Here is a 16,522-nt window from a genome sequence, read left to right on the forward strand (position 1 = left end):
GCGTCGCGACGCCGCGGAGATCCATCAGGCACCCCCACGGTGGTGCTCGCGCAGGGCGGACCGGAGCTGGAGCCACCACACGGCCGAGCCGCAGGCGGCCGCGGCGGCGACGCCCCAGGCCGAGCCGATCGTGCCGGCCACGACCGCCCCGCCGATCCCGCCGACGACGTAGCAGGCGGAGGCGAACATCTGGCAGCGCAGGCTGCGCCGGGCCGCGGCGAGCGCGCGGAGCCCGGCCGCCGCGCCGGTGCCGAGGCCGGCGCCCGCGACGCCGAGCGTGACCGGAACGATGAGCTCCGAGGCGGCGGGCCAGACGTCACCGAGGACGAACTCGCCGAGCCGGTCCGGCACCAGCAGCAGCGCCGCGCCCCACAGCAGCGCGCCGACGGCCTGCCCGCCGCCGAGGACCAGGCAGAACGTTCCGAGCCGCCGCGGGGCCTGCCGCAGCACCCGCGCCGCCTCGGCGACGGTGACCAGCGACAGTCCCATCAGCACGGCGAGGAACGGGCCGAGCAGCAGCTCGGCGCCCCGGATCACCCCCACCGCGCCGACCCCGACGATCGCGCCGAGCCCGTACGCCCGCAACTGGCTCGAGCCGCTGACGCCGACGTTCTCGACCAGGTACCGGTAGCCGAGGTCACGGTGGTCGCGGTGCCACTCGCGCGCCCCGGCCGGCCGGGGCCGGATGCCGGACTGGAAGCAGCCGTACCCCGCGGCGACCGCGGCGGAACCGCCCCAGGCGAGCAGGAAGGCGGTCACGGTGCCGACCTGGGCCGCCACCACCATGGCCGGGACGAGCGCGACGCCCCACACGACGTCGTTGACGAACGCCTTCCGGCCGGTGCCGGCGGCGAAGAACGCGTACCGCCAGGCGTCCTGCAGCAGCAGCCCCGGCAGTACGAGGCCGAGACCGGCGAACGCGGCCCCCACCTGGCCGCCGATGCTCAGCCCGGCGACCAGGCACACCGTGCCGATGCCGGCACCGACCCAGAGCGCGGTACCCGACGACCGGGCCACCGCCTGGCGCCAGGACGCCTCCGGCACGCCGCTGAAGCGCACCACGAGCGGGTCGGTGGCCAGCCCGCGGGAGACGTTGAGCACCACGCCGTAGGTCACCCAGGCCAGGCTGAACACACCGAACGCGGTCAGCCCCAGCGAGCGCGCCACGTAGACGCCCACCGCGAAGTTGGACAGGCTGGAGGCCGCCTGGTCGGCCAGTCCCCAGGACAGCCGCCCGGCGACGGCCCGCCGGGCGGACCGGGCCGCGGTCGTCGTCTCCTTCTCGGTGGACATCGGCGTCACGCCTTGAGCAGCCCGGCGCCGTGCAGGGCGTCGGCCGCGACGGCGACGGTGTCGAACGGCAGCCCGGAGCGCTCGGCGACGTCCAGCAGACTGTGCTCGCCGTCGGAGAGGTTGAGCACCCAGAGCATGGCCATCTGGGCCTGCTTGGCGTCGCTGCGACCGCCGAGCGAGTCGTACAACCCCCGCCGTCCGAGCTGTGGTTCGCCGTAGGGACTGAGGTTGAGGTACCGCCGGTTGCGGTCCAGGACGCCGAACGCCTCGCGGCAGACGGCGAGCGTGTCCGCCATCGCCTGGGGGGAGACGAAGTCCAGGTCGTCCGCCGAGGTGTGGTACTCGGGGTAACCGGCGTACGGGGTCCGGGTGAGCGAGCCCACGCCGAGGTCGAACCCGGGCGAGCAGAACTGCCGCTCGTCGTAGCCGTACGGCGTGAACCCGACGACGCGGTGCGGCCGTTCGGAGGCGGCCAGGACGTGCCGCAGCACCCGGTCGATCTCCGCGTCGCCGCGCCTGCTCCGCTTGTACGTCAACTGCCCCGGATCGCCGGCGCAGGCCAGCACCAGCCCGTGCTTGACCCGTTCCACCCGTTCCGCGTTGAGGGCCAGCCAGGTGATCGCCCCGATGGTGCCGGGCGCGAACAGGAACCGGTAGGTGTAGTACGGCCTTTGCTCCGCCAGCGTCCGGGCCAGGAACGTCGCCACCGCGATGCCGGCCAGGTTGTCGTTGGCCAGCGACGGGTGGCAGACGTGACAGGAGACGATCACCTCGTCGGCGACCTGACCGGGGACCACGTGCTCGGCGTAGGTGAGGTGGCCGTCGGCGAGCGTGGAGTCGATCCGCACCTCGTACTCGCCGTCCGGCAGCGCGTCCAGGGTCTCCTGCGCCAGGCAGAACCCCCACTCCGGCCGGTAGTAGCTGGTGCGGTACGGCACCCAGGACGGGTGGTCCGGCAGGGTGTGCAGGTGCTCGCGCAGCTCGGCCAGCGGCATGGTCGCCGACACCGGCACGCTGTAGCCGAGCACGTGCAGACTGGACGCACGGAAGTCGACGACCCGGCGGCCGGCGGCGTCGGCGACGTACGCGTCCCGGATGTTCCACTCCTGCGGCACCGTCCAGTCGAGCACCTGCGTCCCGGTCGGCACCTCGTGCACGTGCAGCGGGATGTACTCGCCGACGATCTCCAGGGTGGCGCGCACACCGTCGCCGGTGATGCTCCGGCAGAGCGGGTACAGCCGCTCCACCAGCTCGTACATCTCCTCGCCGAACGCGGTCACCGGCGCCACCGCAGGGTGTCGTCGACGGTGCCGGCGTCGGAGGCCGCGCGCAGCACGGCGAGGCGGGTGAAGCGCCGCTCGAAGTCCTCCCGGGTCAGCCCGTGCTTCCGGTAGGCGTCGGCGAGTTCGAGCGCGCCCCGCTTCACCGTCCACTCGCAGTCGAAGCCGGGGATCGCGGCGCGGAACCGGGAGAAGTCCACCCGGTACGACCGCGGATCGGCGCCGGTCTCCCCGGTGATCACCACCTTCGAGCCGGGCACCGCCTCGGCGACCTGCCCGGCGATCTCGGCGACCGTGACGTTGTTGACCTCGCTGCCGATGTTGAACGCCCGGTCGTGCACCGCCTCCCGCGGCGCGGTCAGCGCCGCCGTGAAGGCCCGTGCGATGTCGGCGGCGTGCACCAGCGGACGCCAGGGGGTGCCGTCGGAGAGCACCAACACCTCGCCGGACAGGAGCGCGTGGCCCACCAGGTTGTTCAGCACGATGTCGGCGCGCAGCCGGGGCGAGTACCCGAAGGCGGTGGCGTTGCGCATGTACACCGGGCTGAAGTCGCCGTCACAGAGCGCGTGCAGGTCGTCCTCCACCCGCACCTTGGACTCCGCGTACGGCGTCACCGGGCGCAGCGGGGCGTCCTCGGTCACCAGCTCGCCGCCGCCGGCGGCGCCGTAGACCGAGCAGGTCGACGCGTACAGGAAACGCTGCACCCCGGCGTCGCGGGCCAGCCGGGCCAGCCGTACGGAGGCGTGGTGGTTGATGTCGTAGGTGAGCTCCGGCGCCAGCGAGCCCAGCGGGTCGTTGGACAGGGCGGCCAGGTGGATCACGGCGTCCACCCCGGCCAGGTGGTCGGCCGTGACGTCGCGCAGGTCCACCCGCCGGCCGGGAGGGTCGGCGGGCGCCGGGCCCAGCAGGCAGTCGGCGAACAGGCCGGCGTCGAGGCCGACGACCTCGTGTCCGGCGGCCGTGAGGACCGGGGCCATCACGGTGCCCAGGTAGCCCTGGTGTCCGGTGAGCAGTACGCGCAAGGTTCAATCCCCCAGGTCGAGAGTGAGTTTGGTGACGGCGAACGCCTCGGCGTAGCGCGCGTGGCATTCGATGCCGCGGATCCGGGCGAGGCCGAGGAAGGCCTCCCGGTCGTACCAGGGCCGGTGCCGCTGCGAGGGGTAGTGCTCCTGCAGCAGCCGCACCTTCTGCTCGGCGATCTCGGCCGACAGCGGCTGGTACGCCGCCATACGGCCCAGATCGCCGTCCCACTTGACGATCTCGTAGCCGAGCACGAGGTGGTCGCGGAACGCGGTGGTCATCAGTCGCGCCAGGCCGCGGTGGTCCTGGTGCGCGTCATCGGTACGCGGGGCGAGGACCAGCTCCGGATCGGTCCGCGTCCGCAGCTCCTCGACCGCGGCCTTGGCCTCCTCCCAGTGCGCCGGCATCCGGCCGTCCGGCAGCTTGAGCACGGTCAGCCGCAGGTCGGCGCCCGGGCAGAAGGCGGCGAGCGCGGCCCACTCCTCCCGCTCCCGCTCACCGCCACCGCCGGAGAGCACCAGCGCGTCGACGCGGAGACCCGGCCGCGCCAGGCACATCGTGAGCAGGGTGCCGCCGGCGCCGATGGCGATGTCGTCGCAGTGCGCGCCCACCGCGACGACCCGGTCCAGGCGCCCGGCACCGAGCCGGATCACGCGCCCACCCCCGCGCCGTCCCGCTCCCACACGGCCCACGGGCGGTCGCCCCTGGCGTAGGCGGCGTCGAGCGCGGCCCGCTCCTTGACGGTGTCGGTCGGCTTCCAGAAGCCGCGGTGCCGGTGCGCCACCAGCCGCCCCTGCTTGGCCAGCCCCGCGCATCCGTCGGCGACCAGGTCCCCGTCCTCGGGGATGTGGTCGAAGACCTCCTGACGGAGCACGAAGTAGCCGCCGTTCTCCCACAGCGGCAGTTCGCTCACCGCGGTGATGCCCCCCACCAGGCCGTCCTCGCCCAACTCCACGCAGTGGAACGAGGACTGCGGCGGCACCACCATCATCGACGCGCCGGCGTCGCGCCGGGCGAACTTCTCGATCATCTCCGGCAGCGGGGCGTCGGTGAGCACGTCGGCGTAGTTGGCGAGGAACATCTCGTCGCCGTCCAGGTGGTGCCGCACCCGGCGCAGCCGCTCCCCGATCGGCGACTCGATGCCGGTCTGCGCGAACGTGATCGTCCAGTCGGAGATGTCGGTGGACAGCAGCTCGGTGCGTCCGCCGCGCAGCACGAAGTCGTTGGACGTCGTCTCCTCGTAGTTGAGGAAGAAGTCCTTGATGTGGTGGGCCCCGTAGCCCAGGCACAGGATGAACTCGGTGTGCCCGAAGTGCGCGTAGTAGCGCATGACGTGCCAGATCAGCGGCCGGGGGCCGACCATCGCCATCGGCTTGGGCACGTCGTCCGCGGCGCCGCTGCGCATCCGCATCCCGTAACCGCCGCAGAACAGTACGACCTTCATGCTGTGACCTCTCGGGACGCGGCCTCGACGATGCTCAGTTCCGGTATGGGGAAGACCAGCCGGCCGCCCCACTCGTGCACGAAGGACAGCTGCTCGACCAGCTCGGCCCGCAGGTTCCACGGCAGGACGAGGACGTAGTCCGGCCGGTCGGCGGCGATCCGCTCGGGCGCCAGGACCGGGATGCGGGTGCCCGGGGTGAACCTGCCGTGCTTGTAGGGGTTGCGGTCGACCGTGTACGGGAGCAGGTCGGGCCGGATGCCGCAGTGGTTGAGCAGGGTGTTGCCCTTGCCCGGGGCGCCGTAGCCGACGACCGTCTCGCCGCGCTCGGCCGCCTCGATGAGGAACCGCAGCAGGTCCCGGCGCACCTTGGCCACCCGGGCGGAGAACTCGGCGTACCCGGTCGGCTCCTGGAGCCCGGCGGCCTTCTCCCGGTCCAGCACCTCGGCCACCCGCCCGCTCGGCTCGCCGGCCGCCTCGGCCGGCCGGGCCCACAGCCGGACGGAGCCGCCGTGCGTGGGCAGCGACTCGACGTCCACCAGCGTGAGTCCGCCGCTCGCCAGCGCCCGGGCCGCGGACGCGACCGTGTAGTACTGGAAGTGCTCGTGGTAGATCGTGTCGTACTGGTTCTCCTCGATCAGCGTCAGCAGGTGCTGCACCTCGACGGAGACCCAGCCGTCGTCGGCGACCAGGGCGCGCAGCCCCTGGGTGAACCCGACCACGTCGGGGATGTGCGCGTACACGTTGTTGGCCACGACCAGGTCCGCCGGGCCGTGCTCGGCGCGGACGGCCGAACCGGTGTCCGGGCTCAGGAACTCCGTGAGCGTGGGCACACCCGCCTCGCGCGCCGCGGCGCCGACGTTCACCGACGGCTCGATGCCCAGGCAGCGGATGCCCCGGTCCACCACGTGCCGCAGCAGGTATCCGTCGTTGCTCGCGACCTCGACCACGAAGGCGTCGGGTCCGAGCCCCACCCGCTCCACGGCGTCCGCGACGAACGTGCGCGCGTGCTCCACCCAGGAGGTGGAGTAGGAGGAGAAGTACGCGTACTCCTTGAACGTCTCCTCCGGTGTGATCAGCGGCGGGATCTGCGCCAGCCAGCAGTCGGTGCAGACCCGCAGGTGCAGCGGGTACGCCGGTTCCGGCAGGTCCAGTTGGTCCGCGGCGAGGAAGCTCTCGCACGGTGGTGTCGCCCCGAGGTCGACGACGCTCGCCATCGCCTCCGAGCCGCAGAGTCGGCATCGTGTCATCTGCTGTCCCCATCCCCCCTGCCCGCGCGGGTGTCCCCGCCGCGAGCCAGTGCCGACCGCCCCGCGATCGCGGCGCGGTACCCGTCCACCAGGCGCTCCAGGCCGACGGCCGGGCTGAACCCCTGCTCGTATCGGCGCCGGGCCGCCCGGCCCATCTCCCGGTTGCGGCCCTGGTCGGCCGCGATCCGGCGTATGCGGGACGCGAGCGAGGCGGCCTCACCCGGCCGGTGCAGCAGCCCGGTCACCCCGTCCTCGACGAGTTCGGTGAAGGCGCCGTGACCGGCGGCGACGACCGGCACTCCGGCCGCCATCGCCTCCACGACCACCAGGCCGAACGCCTCCAGCCACGTCGAGGGAGCCACCACGGCCACCGAGCGCGCGATCGCCCGCCGGCATTCCTCGGTGTCGTACAGGCCGACGTACCGCACGTCGTCCCGGCCCGCCGCCCAGGCGGTCACCTCCGGCTCCAGCGGTCCCGTACCGGCGATCACGAGCGGTACGCCCACACCGCCGCCGGCGGCGATCTCGTCCCACGCGGTCATGAGCAGCCGTACGCCCTTGGCCTCGGCGAGCCGGCCGAGGTAGAGCAGGTACTCGCCGTCGCCCGAGCGGCGGGCGTCCGGGTCGGGCACGAAGTTGTGCTTCACCGCCAGCCGCCGGGCGGGCATGCCGGCCCGCACCAGGACGTCGCGCTGCGCCGCGGAGATGCAGAAGAACCGCTCCACGCCGGACCACCACCGCCGCCGGTTGACCGACAGGCTGACCGCGAGCGGCACCGTCGCGAGGCGGGAGCCCCGGTAGCAGCCGTGCCGGACGGCGGGCAGCGGCGTCGACCCGACGCACTCGGTGCACGGCCGGCCGTCCCGCTGGAGCGTGCCGGGCGGGCAGACCTGGGTGTAGTTGTGCAGCGTGGCGACGGCCGGCACATCCGCGTCGGCGCAGGCGGCCAGCACCGCCGGCGACAGCAGCGGGAAGACGTTGTGGACGTGCACCACGTCCGGCCGTTCGGCGCGCAGCCGGGCGGCGAGCTCCGTGCGGACCGCCGGGTTCCACGGCACGAGCAGCGGCAGGGCGGCCTTGCGCGGCAGGGACATGGCGGCGATGTCGTCGCTGCGCCGCTCGAACACCTCGACCCGGTGGCCGGCCCCGCGCAGCAGCGCCACCTCCTGGTCGACGACCTTGTTCTCCCCGCTCGGCTGCGCCGAGGCGTAACGGTTGTGCACCACGAGGACGTGCATGCTCAGATCGCCTCCGATCTCTGGGCCCAGCGCGGAACGCGTCGTCGGGGGACGTCGGGCTCCGGAAGGGGCGCGGCCGGGGCGGGTGCCGCGAGGAGCGAGGCGGCCACGGCCAGATGCAGCAGATACGGCGAGGCGTCGCCCAGCCCGGCCTCGGTGTACGACGCGATCGCGCAGTAGCTGATCAGGAAGATCGCGCAGGCCCTCGACAGCGACGGCGGCCGCAGCAACGCGACACCGCCCAGCACGACGACGAACGCCGCCACCAGGACGACACCGGCCATGCCCTGTTCGTGGTAGACGGCCAGCCAGCTGTTGTCGATCGGCAGCCCGCCGAACGACTTGTCGCCCAGGCCCGCGCCGAGCAGGTGCTCCGAGGTCGTCCGGGGTGCCGCCAGCAGGGCGTCCCAGACCTTGGCCCGGCCGGTGAGGCTGGTGAAGTTCTCCTGGCTCTGCCCGCGCAGGAACCACGCCTGCAGCGCGGAGCCGAGCACCACCGCGGCGACGGCGGCGCACAGCACCGTCCAGGTGAAGAACCGGCGGGCGGCGGCGCTGGTCAGGACGAGCGAGCCGATCGCCAGCGCCAGCCCGACGAGCAGGCCGACCGTGGCCGTCCGGGTATGGGTCAGCGCGAGCAGGACGAGTGACGGCACGACGACCACCGCCGCGCTGCGCCGGTCGGTCCGGCGGCCCAGCAGGAGCAGCACGGTGAGCCCGATGATCACCGCGGCGTACTGTCCGATCTGCGGCGGGGTGAGCGGCCACAGCGCGCCGACCAGCCGCCCGCCGTAGAGGTCGGGCAGGGCGGCGCCCGGTGAGATCGCCAGGCCGGCGGCCACCGACCCGAGGACGGCGAAGTACATCCGGATGTGGTGCCGTACGAACGTCGTGCCACCGTCCCACCAGCGGCTGAGCAGCCACAGCGTGGCGACGAAGAGCGCCAGCCGGGCGCAGCGGAACAACGCGCCGAACCCGGACTCCGGGTCCGCGCTGGAGATCACGCTCGGCACCAGCAGCAGGGTGAGCAGGAACAGGTAGGCGCTCGGCCGGACGCGCGGCCGGAGATTGACCGCGAGCGCCAGCGTGAACGCGACGGCCAGCGCGCCCATGGTGACCATCTGGATGAGGGAACGGGGCAGCGGGACGATGGTCTTCGCCCCGGCGGAGCCGAGCGTGTTGAGGACCAGCAGCCCCCAGGCCGTCCCGACGAGCTTCGGCGTGTGGTCCGTGGTCATCTCAACCACCGCCCTGTGCGCGGAAGGTGCTGCCCGCGTCCTGCCGGTACGGAGGCCCCTGCCACTGCACGGCGTCGAGCACCCGGCTCGGGTCGTGGGCGGTGAACCTCCACGGTCCGACGTAGGTGTTGTCGTGCCAGCGGTTGTGCTGCTCGCGGGTGATCGCCTCGGACACCCGCTCGCCCTGGTAGGGCGACCAGTCCGGGTAGGTGCCGTAGTTGGCCAGCACCGCCATCCGGTCGCACATCACCGTGCAGTCGACGACGGACTTGTCCAGCAGGAAGCGGTTGTCGTGGATGTCCACCCGCTGGGTCCTCCACCGGCAGTCGGCGTAGAGCGGCGCGGTGGCGATCGCCGGCTGTGCGCAACGGTCCTTGTCCTTCACCAGCAGCGTGCAGTCACCGGACGAGGTGTTGGCGGGGCTGTTGCAGAACCGGTCGGCGTTCTCCCACAGGGTGATCCCGGACCAGTTGTCCTCCAGCACGTTCCGGTGGATCTCGATCTTGTCGGTGCGGGCCCGGACCCGTGGTTCGCCGCCGGACTCGGAGATGTAGACGGTCGCGAACGGGAAGGTGTCGCCGCGGTCGGCGTACCTGCGGCCCTCGACCCAGTTGTTCCGCCGGATCGTGTTGTCCCGGACGACCGCGTTGTAGCTGGTCTCGTAGATCAGCGCGGCACCGTCGTTCTCCTCCAGCACGTTGCCCTCGATGCGGAAGTCGTTGTTGTTGGTGTCCGCCCACAGCCCGGTCCCGCGGTTGTCGTGCACCCAGTTGCCGCGTACGTCGGCGCCGTCGACGGCCCAGAACTTGACGCCTCCGGTGCAGCCGCAGCCCGGCCGCCGCCGCTCCCAGTCACCGGTGTTGTTGCCCGTGATCTCGTTGCCCTCGACCACCAGGCCGGTGAGGGGGCCGTCGGCCTTGTAGGCGTTCATGCCGTACTGGCCGTTGTCGCGCAGGCAGTTGGCGCGCACCTGCTGGCGGGCGCCAGCCATCAGCCCGGCGCCGGAGTTGTCCCGGATCGTCGAGTGCTCGATCACCCACCCGTCGGCCGAGTCGTGGTTGACCACGCCCTCGTCGTGCGGCGCGACGAACCCCCGCACGGTCAGGTGGCGGAGGGTGACGTCGCGGGCGGTGCCGCCGAACGCGTACTGGTTGGTCCCGCGGCCGTCGAGCACCGCGCCCGGCGCGCCGAGGTAGGTGTTCCCCTCCTTGGGGACGACCTGGGCGTAGCGGTCGGAGTCGAGCCGGTGCTTGCCCGGCCGGAGCCAGAACGTGGTGCCCGGGGGGCTGCTCCTGGTCTTCGCGGCCAGGTCACCGGTGACCGCGGGGTCGACCGTCACCGCGCCCGCCGGTGCCTTCGCCGGCCCGGCGGCGGGCTTGTCGCACACCCGGGCCACGGACGCGGACGGCGTGGCGGTCGGCTCCGGCCGCGCGTCCGGCGTGCCGCTGTCACAGCCGGTCGCCGCCGCCAGCAGGACCAGCGCCAGCGGTGCCGCCGGTAACGCCCGGTGCCGCCACTTCATCCCCACGGATCAGGCCCCCTGACCGCGGAACCCGAGGACGGTGGTGAACTTCTCCGTGCCGTCGGCGGAGCCGGTGCCGGTGCCGGTGCCGACCAGCGTGGTGGCGGGTTCCTTGCGCCCGAAGCCGGCGGAGTACCAGCCCAGCGGCGGCTCCGTCTCGCCGCGGTGCGCCCGCCAGGACAACCGTCCGGGCAGGTCGAGCACCGCGGAGCGGTCCTCGCCGTCCCGGGTCCAGGTGAGCACGGACCGGTTCCCCACCAGGTCCGCGGTGATCTCCGGGCCGAGGTGGAACGCCAGGCGCACGGACCGGTACGGGCCGCGCACCTCGTCGACCACCCTCAACTCCTGTGTCGCGGAAGTCAGTTCCACCCGGCGGCGGTGCACGGAGCGCTGGTAGCCGTCGTGCTCGGCGCACCAGCGGGCCACCCCGTCATCGGACGTGTCCACGGCCAGGACGCGGCTGCCGGCGTGCCGGGTCCACAGGAACGGGCCACCGGAGACGGACTGGTCACCGCCGTCCAGTTCCAGGGTGTTGTGGCCGAGGGTCGACCGGAAGTACCGCCGCCACTCGGGCTGCCCGTGGTAGCAGTACGTCCCCGGGTCGGCGAGCACGTCGACCCCGTCGTGCCGGACCTCCACGGACAGCGCGTCCGCGTGGGCGTGCGCGGCGATGGACAGGAACCCGTGCGGGCCACCGTCGCAGCGGCACCAGATCTCGCCCGGACCGCGCAGGATCGTCATCCCCGCGTCGGCGAAGTGGCCCGGCCGGCGCGCCGGCCGGGCCACGGCCGGGGTGCGGTCCGTCCGGAGCGTCCCGTCGCCCGGTACCCGCTCCCGGCCCGCGGTGTCGCCGGTCACACGGCGCGACCACCCGCCCAGGGGCACCGCGCGGCGAGTGCGCGGGCCGGGCGCCGGGGCGCGGACGGAAAGCCCCGGACCGGTCCCGGGCCGGATGAGCGCGGCCAGCAGCGGGGTGCGCACATCGGTGCCGGTCACCTTCGGCCACCAGTCGAGAGACCCGAACACGGCGTCCCCGGTGGCCAGCAGCGAGCCCCAGCGGTCGGTGCCCGCGCCGTCCACGACCAGACCGTGCCCGTCGTCCGCGTCCCCCTGGCGCGGCGGCCGCAACCGGTTGTCCACGACGGCCGCGAGCGCGTCGGTCATCCGCAGCAGCACCAGCCGTACCGTCGCGGGCACCGGCACACCGGCGGCGTCCGCCTCCGCCACCGCGGCCAGGCCGAGTTCCAGCACGAGCCCGTGGTACTCGGTGGCCAGCTCGCGGTTGAGTCCGGAGAGGAACGTGTTGCCGCGCAGATGCCGGTCCAGCGACCGCAGCGCGTCGGCCCGCCAGCGCGCCGAGGTGGGGAACCACCCGAACGCGCAGGCCGCGGCGAACTGTCCGGCGGCCTCGGCGATGACGTGGTTGTTCGCCGAGGAGCCCCGGCTGGGGAAGGCGGCCAGCCAGCGCTGGTGGTGCCAGATCTGGTTCACCGCCACCGGGTTGCCCTCGAACAGGGCGGCCGCGCCCGGCCAGCCGTCGAGCAGCCGGCGGACCCACACCCAGGACAGCAGCCGGATCCCCAGCTCGATGCCGCTGACCCAGTGCACCCCGAGCAGCGGCGGGTTGGCCGCCCACCACGACCGCAGGTGCCCGGCCACCCGCTCGGCGTACCGCTCGTCCCCGGTGAGCGCGTGGGCGGCGGCGAGCCGGGTGAGGTACTGGTGCCGGGACGGCTCCCAGATCTGCTTGATGTCCCCGACCGCGTCCTCGTCGCGGTACGGCACGTCGAAGGCGTAACCCGACGGAGCCCGGCGTCCGGTCTTCGGGTCGAACCACCAGTCCGGGTCGGTCAGATCGTCGCGGTCCACCCCGAAGTATTCGGCGTGCCCGGCCATCAGCCGGTCCGCCTCGGCGACGAGACGTTTCGCGGCGTCCGGCGGCACCGCGGCGATCGTCCCCGCGGGCAGGACCGCGGTGAAACGGGCGCCGGTCACACGCGGGCAGTCCGGCGGCGCCGACCGCCACCGCCGTCTGCGCACCGTGTCGCCCACCCGGCCGCCGATCTCCCGCGGCCCCATCCGGGACAGCCGCCGCAGGTACCAGCCCGCGCTCATGGTCATCGCGCCCCCGCCAGCGTCACCGGTGCGCCCCCGGCCAGGCCGGCCCGTACGGCGAGGGTGGCCGCCGTGGTGGCGACCAGCGACTGGAGCGGAACCGGCATCGGACCGCCGGTCCGCACGGCCTTGACGAACGCGGCCAGTTCGGCGTTCTGGCCCTTGTCCCGGGCCTTGGGCAGCCGCGAACTGACCCACCGCTTGCGGCCGTACACCGACGCCCGGACGAAGTCGTCGAGCCGCAGCACCTTGCCGTCCGCGATGAGGTCCAGCGTCTCCTTGGGGAACCCGGACGACCCGGTGGTGACGTAGCTGATCGTGGCGGTGGACCCGTCCGGGTAGCGCAGGACGGCCTGAAGGTCCTCGTTGCCGGACGGGGCGACCGCGTACACCGAGACCGGGTCGGCCTCCAGCAGCCAGCTCGCCGTGTCGATGAAGTGCCCGCCCTCACCGGCGAACCGGGAGCCCTCGGTGTCCTGCCGCAGGTACCAGCTGCCGTGGTCGAGGCGGCCCGCGTTGACGAGGTAGCGCAGGCTCGCCGGACCGGTCCGGGTACCGAACCGCTTCCTGGCCTCCTGGAGCAGCGGAGCGAACCGGCGGTTGAAGCCCACCTGCAGCCGGTCGTTGCCGGACTCCTCCACCGCCGAGAGCACACCGGCCAGTTCGTCCTCGGTGAGCGCCAGCGGCTTCTCCACGAACACCGCCTTGCCGGCCAGCAGCGCCTTCCGGGTCAGCTCGGCGTGCGAGCTGTGCCGGGTGACCACGAACACCGCGTCGACCGACTCGTCGCCGAGCACGGCGTCGAGGTCGGTGGTCGCCCCGGTGAAGCCGAACTTGCGCTGCGCGTTGGCCCCGGACAGCGCCGTCGTGGTGACGACCGTCGACAACTCGACGCCGTCGCGCTGCGCCAGGTGCGGCAGCAGCATCGACGACGCGTAGTTGCCCGCGCCGACGAACGCGAGGCGCACCGGCGTCCTCACGGCCCTCACCGGACTCCGCTTCACGTTCACGGAAGGCACGGCCACCACCGGCGCCTCCGCTTCGACCTCCTGCCCGGGGTACCGGAACAGCACGGCCACGGCCTTCAGTTCGCCGTCCTTCAGGCTCCGGTACGTCTCGACGGCGTCGTCGAAGTCGGCGACGTGGGAGACCAGGGGCTCCACGTCGACGCCGCCGCGGGCCATGAGGTCGAGGAAGCACGCCAGGTTGCGGCGCTCGGTCCAGCGCACATAGCCGATCGGGTAGTCCCGTCCCTGGAGCTCGTACTCCGGGTCGTAGCGCCCGGGACCGTACGAACGGGAGAACCGGACGTCGAGCTCCTTCTCGTAGTACGCGTTCCACGGCAGGTCGAGGCGGCACTTGCCGATGTCGACGACCCGGCCGCGGTCCCGGCAGAGCCGGGCGGCCAGCTCGACGGGCTGGTTGCTGCCGCCGCCGGCGGCCAGGTACACCTGGTCCACGCCGTGGCCGTCGGTGAGTTCGGCGACGGCCGTCTCCACGGCCGCGGACGCGGGATCGCCGCAGGCCGCCGCGCCCAGGCGCTCGGCGAGCTCGCAGCGCGCCGGGTCGGGGTCGGCCCCGACGACCCGTACCCCCGAGGCGGCGAGGAGCTGCACCACCAACTGCCCGATCAGCCCGAGCCCGATGACCAGCGCCACCTCGCCGAGCCGCGACTCGCCCTGGCGGACACCCTGCAACGCGATCGACCCGACGGTCCCGAAGGCCGCGTGCCGCGGCGCGAGACCGTCCGGCACCCGGGCGTAGAGGTTCTTCGGCACCCAGTTCAGCTCGGCGTGCAGCGCGTGCTCGTTGCCGGCGCAGGCCACCAGGTCGCCGACCTTCACGTCGTCGATCCCGGCGCCGACCTGCTCGACCACCCCGCACAGCGAGTAGCCCAGCGGCGTGTAGGAGTCCAGCTTGCCCATCACCTTGCGGTAGGTGGCGGGAACCCCGTTGGCGGCCACGCTCTGCACGACCTTCGCCACCTGGTCCGGCCGGGAACGCGCCTTGCCCACCATCGACATGCCGGCCTCGGAGACCTTCATCAGCTCGGTCCCGGTGGAGATCAGCGAGTACGCGCTCCGCACCAGCACACCGCCCGGCTTGCAGCCCGGCACCGGCACGTCGAGCAGCGCCAGCTCGCCGCTCTTGTAGTTCTGCACAACCTGTTTCACCGGAAGTCCTCTTGTTCTCTACGCCGTCAAGGAAGGGGTCTGGCCGGCCTTGGAGGTCGCGCCGCGGTACCAGTACTCGAGGGTCAGCACATGCCACAGATGCTTGGAGAAGTCCCGCTGCCCGGCGGCGTCCTCGGCGACGAGCCGCCGCAGCGCGTCGCGGCGCAGGATCCCGGAACGGACGAGCTCGCCGTCATTGACCACCTCGCGCACCAGCGGTGCCAGATCCCGGCTCATCCAGGCCCGCAGCGGGGCGCTGAACAGGCCCTTGGGCCGGTACACGATCTCCCGGGGCAGGACCGACGTGGCCGCCTCCTTGAGGACGGCCTTGCCCTGCCGCCGGACGATCTTGCGGTCGCCGGGGAAGGCGAACGCCGCCTTCACCACCTCGACGTCCACGTACGGCACCCGCACCTCGGTCGACGCGGCCATGCTGGAGCGGTCCGTGTACGCGAGGTTCAGGCCCGGCAGGAACATCCGCGCGTCGCCCAGGCACATGCGGTTGACGAAGTCGTCGAGGTCGTTGTCGTGGTAGACGTCCGCGTGCTCGGTCAGTACGTCATCGACCGTTCCGGCCAGGTCCGGATCGATCAGGGCGAGCAGCTCGTCCCGGTCGTACATGGTGTAGCTGCGCCGGAACGCGGTCTCCTCCGGCAGATCGGCGAAGGAGAGGAACCGCTTCGCGAAGCGCACCGACCGGTACCCCCGGCGGCTCGTCGCGACCGGCAGCCGGTCCACCACCGCGGACACCCCGCGCCGCAGGGGCCGCGGGACGCGCTGGTAGCGCAGCGCGATCAGGTTGGCCAGGTGCTTGCGGTACCCGGCGAACAGCTCGTCGGCGCCCATCCCCGACAGCATCACCTTGACCCCGGCCTCCCGGGCCGCCGAGCAGATCAGGAAGGTGTTGATGGCGGCGGGGTCGCCGATCGGCTCGTCCAGGTGGTACGTCATCCGCGGCAGCAGGTCGAGCACGTCCGGGGCGATCTCGATCTCGTGCAGGTCGACACCGAACCGCCCGGCCACCTGCCGGGCGTAGCGCAGGTCGTCCGGCATCGCCTCGAACCGGGCGTCCTCGGCGCGGAACCCGATCGTGTAGGCGGAGATCCCGGGCTGGTGGCGGGCGGCCAGCGCGGTCAGGTAGCTGGAGTCGAGACCGCCGGAGAGGAAGGTCGCCACGGGCACGTCGGAGAGCAGGTGCCGCCGGGTCGACTCCTCGACGACGGCGGCCAGGTCCGGCCGCTCGCCGGCCAGGGCCCGCTCCCGGCCCTCGGCGGCGACGTCCCTCAGGTTCCAGAACCGGCCGCGCTCCACCCGGCCGTCGGGCCGGCACCTCAGCCAGCTGCCCGGCGGCAGCTTCTCCGCCTCGCGGAACGCGCACCGTGAGTCCGGCACCCAGTAGTACAGCAGCGAGGCCACGAGGGCCGCGTGGTCCACTTCCAGCGTTCGGCCGGTCACCGCGGCGAGCGCCTTGAGCTCGGAGGCGAACACCAGGCCCGCGCCGCGCCGCAGCAGGAACAGCGGCTTGATGCCCAACTGGTCGCGAGCCAGCACCAGTTCACCGGTCCGCTCGTCGAAGACCCCGAACGCGAACATGCCGCGCAGCCGGGGCAGGCACTCCGTGCCCCAGCGCCGCCAGGCCTCGAGGACCACCTCGGTGTCGGAGGTGCCGCGGAAGCGCACCCCGGCGGCCGTCAGCTCCGTACGCAGCTCGGGCGCGTTGTACAGCTCGCCGTTGTACGTCAGGACGAGACCGTCGGAGACCATCGGCTGGGCGCCGGTCTCCGACAGGTCGACGATGGCCAGCCTGCGGTGCCCGAGGTGCACTTCGCCGTCACCGACGGGATGGCTGTACCGGCCCGCCCCGTCCGGACCGCGATGCGCGAGGGTCTCGGTGAGCCGGTCGGTCACGGCCTTCCCGTCCGGCCACCGGTACGTGCCTGCGATGCCACACATG

At 73.0% G+C, this 16,522-nt stretch carries 12 protein-coding genes; all 12 read right to left on the minus strand.

Going from position 1 to position 16,522, the window contains the following annotated elements; genetic code table 11:
* Positions 1 to 24: 24 nt before the first annotated feature.
* Genes ACZ62B_RS18640 through asnB form a run of 12 tightly spaced genes read right to left on the minus strand, consistent with a single transcriptional unit; the run spans position 25 to position 16,521 of the window.
* Positions 25 to 1,293 carry a hypothetical protein gene (locus ACZ62B_RS18640; protein WP_468886664.1) on the minus strand — a complete coding sequence of 423 codons (1,269 nt, stop codon included), beginning with the start codon at positions 1,291 to 1,293 and terminating at the stop codon, positions 25 to 27.
* Positions 1,294 to 1,298: 5 nt separating this feature from the next.
* Positions 1,299 to 2,582 (minus strand): DUF4910 domain-containing protein, encoded by a 1,284-nt coding sequence (locus ACZ62B_RS18645; RefSeq protein ID WP_344566320.1) that lies wholly within the window; start codon positions 2,580 to 2,582, stop codon positions 1,299 to 1,301.
* Positions 2,570 to 3,595 carry an NAD-dependent epimerase/dehydratase family protein gene (locus ACZ62B_RS18650; protein WP_344566318.1) on the minus strand — a complete coding sequence of 342 codons (1,026 nt, stop codon included), beginning with the start codon at positions 3,593 to 3,595 and terminating at the stop codon, positions 2,570 to 2,572. The genes ACZ62B_RS18645 and ACZ62B_RS18650 overlap by 13 nt, the downstream gene beginning before the upstream one ends.
* A 3-nt stretch (positions 3,596 to 3,598) precedes the next feature.
* Complete coding sequence (locus tag ACZ62B_RS18655; protein WP_344566316.1) at positions 3,599 to 4,246, minus strand: PIG-L deacetylase family protein; 648 nt, start codon at positions 4,244 to 4,246, stop codon at positions 3,599 to 3,601.
* Positions 4,243 to 5,037, minus strand: a complete 795-nt coding sequence (locus ACZ62B_RS18660) for a glycosyltransferase family protein (protein WP_344566314.1) — start codon at positions 5,035 to 5,037, stop codon at positions 4,243 to 4,245. The genes ACZ62B_RS18655 and ACZ62B_RS18660 overlap by 4 nt, the downstream gene beginning before the upstream one ends.
* A complete protein-coding gene (locus ACZ62B_RS18665; protein ID WP_344566312.1) occupies positions 5,034 to 6,284 on the minus strand; it encodes a class I SAM-dependent methyltransferase in 1,251 nt (416 codons plus the stop codon). Before ACZ62B_RS18665 ends, ACZ62B_RS18660 begins: the two co-directional genes overlap by 4 nt.
* Complete coding sequence (locus ACZ62B_RS18670; protein ID WP_469691148.1) at positions 6,281 to 7,522, minus strand: glycosyltransferase; 1,242 nt, start codon at positions 7,520 to 7,522, stop codon at positions 6,281 to 6,283. Before ACZ62B_RS18670 ends, ACZ62B_RS18665 begins: the two co-directional genes overlap by 4 nt.
* A 2-nt stretch (positions 7,523 to 7,524) precedes the next feature.
* The gene (locus ACZ62B_RS18675) at positions 7,525 to 8,757 is read right to left on the minus strand and encodes an O-antigen ligase domain-containing protein (protein WP_469691150.1); all 1,233 of its coding nucleotides are present in this window, start codon (positions 8,755 to 8,757) and stop codon (positions 7,525 to 7,527) included.
* Position 8,758: 1 nt separating this feature from the next.
* Positions 8,759 to 10,285 (minus strand): right-handed parallel beta-helix repeat-containing protein, encoded by a 1,527-nt coding sequence (locus ACZ62B_RS18680; RefSeq protein WP_468886661.1) that lies wholly within the window; start codon positions 10,283 to 10,285, stop codon positions 8,759 to 8,761.
* 3 nt (positions 10,286 to 10,288) lie between these two features.
* Positions 10,289 to 12,400 carry an alginate lyase family protein gene (locus tag ACZ62B_RS18685; RefSeq protein ID WP_469691152.1) on the minus strand — a complete coding sequence of 704 codons (2,112 nt, stop codon included), beginning with the start codon at positions 12,398 to 12,400 and terminating at the stop codon, positions 10,289 to 10,291.
* Positions 12,397 to 14,568, minus strand: coding sequence for a bi-domain-containing oxidoreductase (locus ACZ62B_RS18690; protein WP_469691154.1), 2,172 nt, complete (start codon positions 14,566 to 14,568; stop codon positions 12,397 to 12,399). Before ACZ62B_RS18690 ends, ACZ62B_RS18685 begins: the two co-directional genes overlap by 4 nt.
* Before the next feature lie 18 nt (positions 14,569 to 14,586).
* Positions 14,587 to 16,521, minus strand: a complete 1,935-nt coding sequence (asnB, locus tag ACZ62B_RS18695) for an asparagine synthase (glutamine-hydrolyzing) (RefSeq protein WP_468880753.1) — start codon at positions 16,519 to 16,521, stop codon at positions 14,587 to 14,589.
* Position 16,522 lies beyond the last annotated feature (1 nt).

Source organism: Streptomyces sp. NPDC053426 (genome assembly GCF_055585405.1).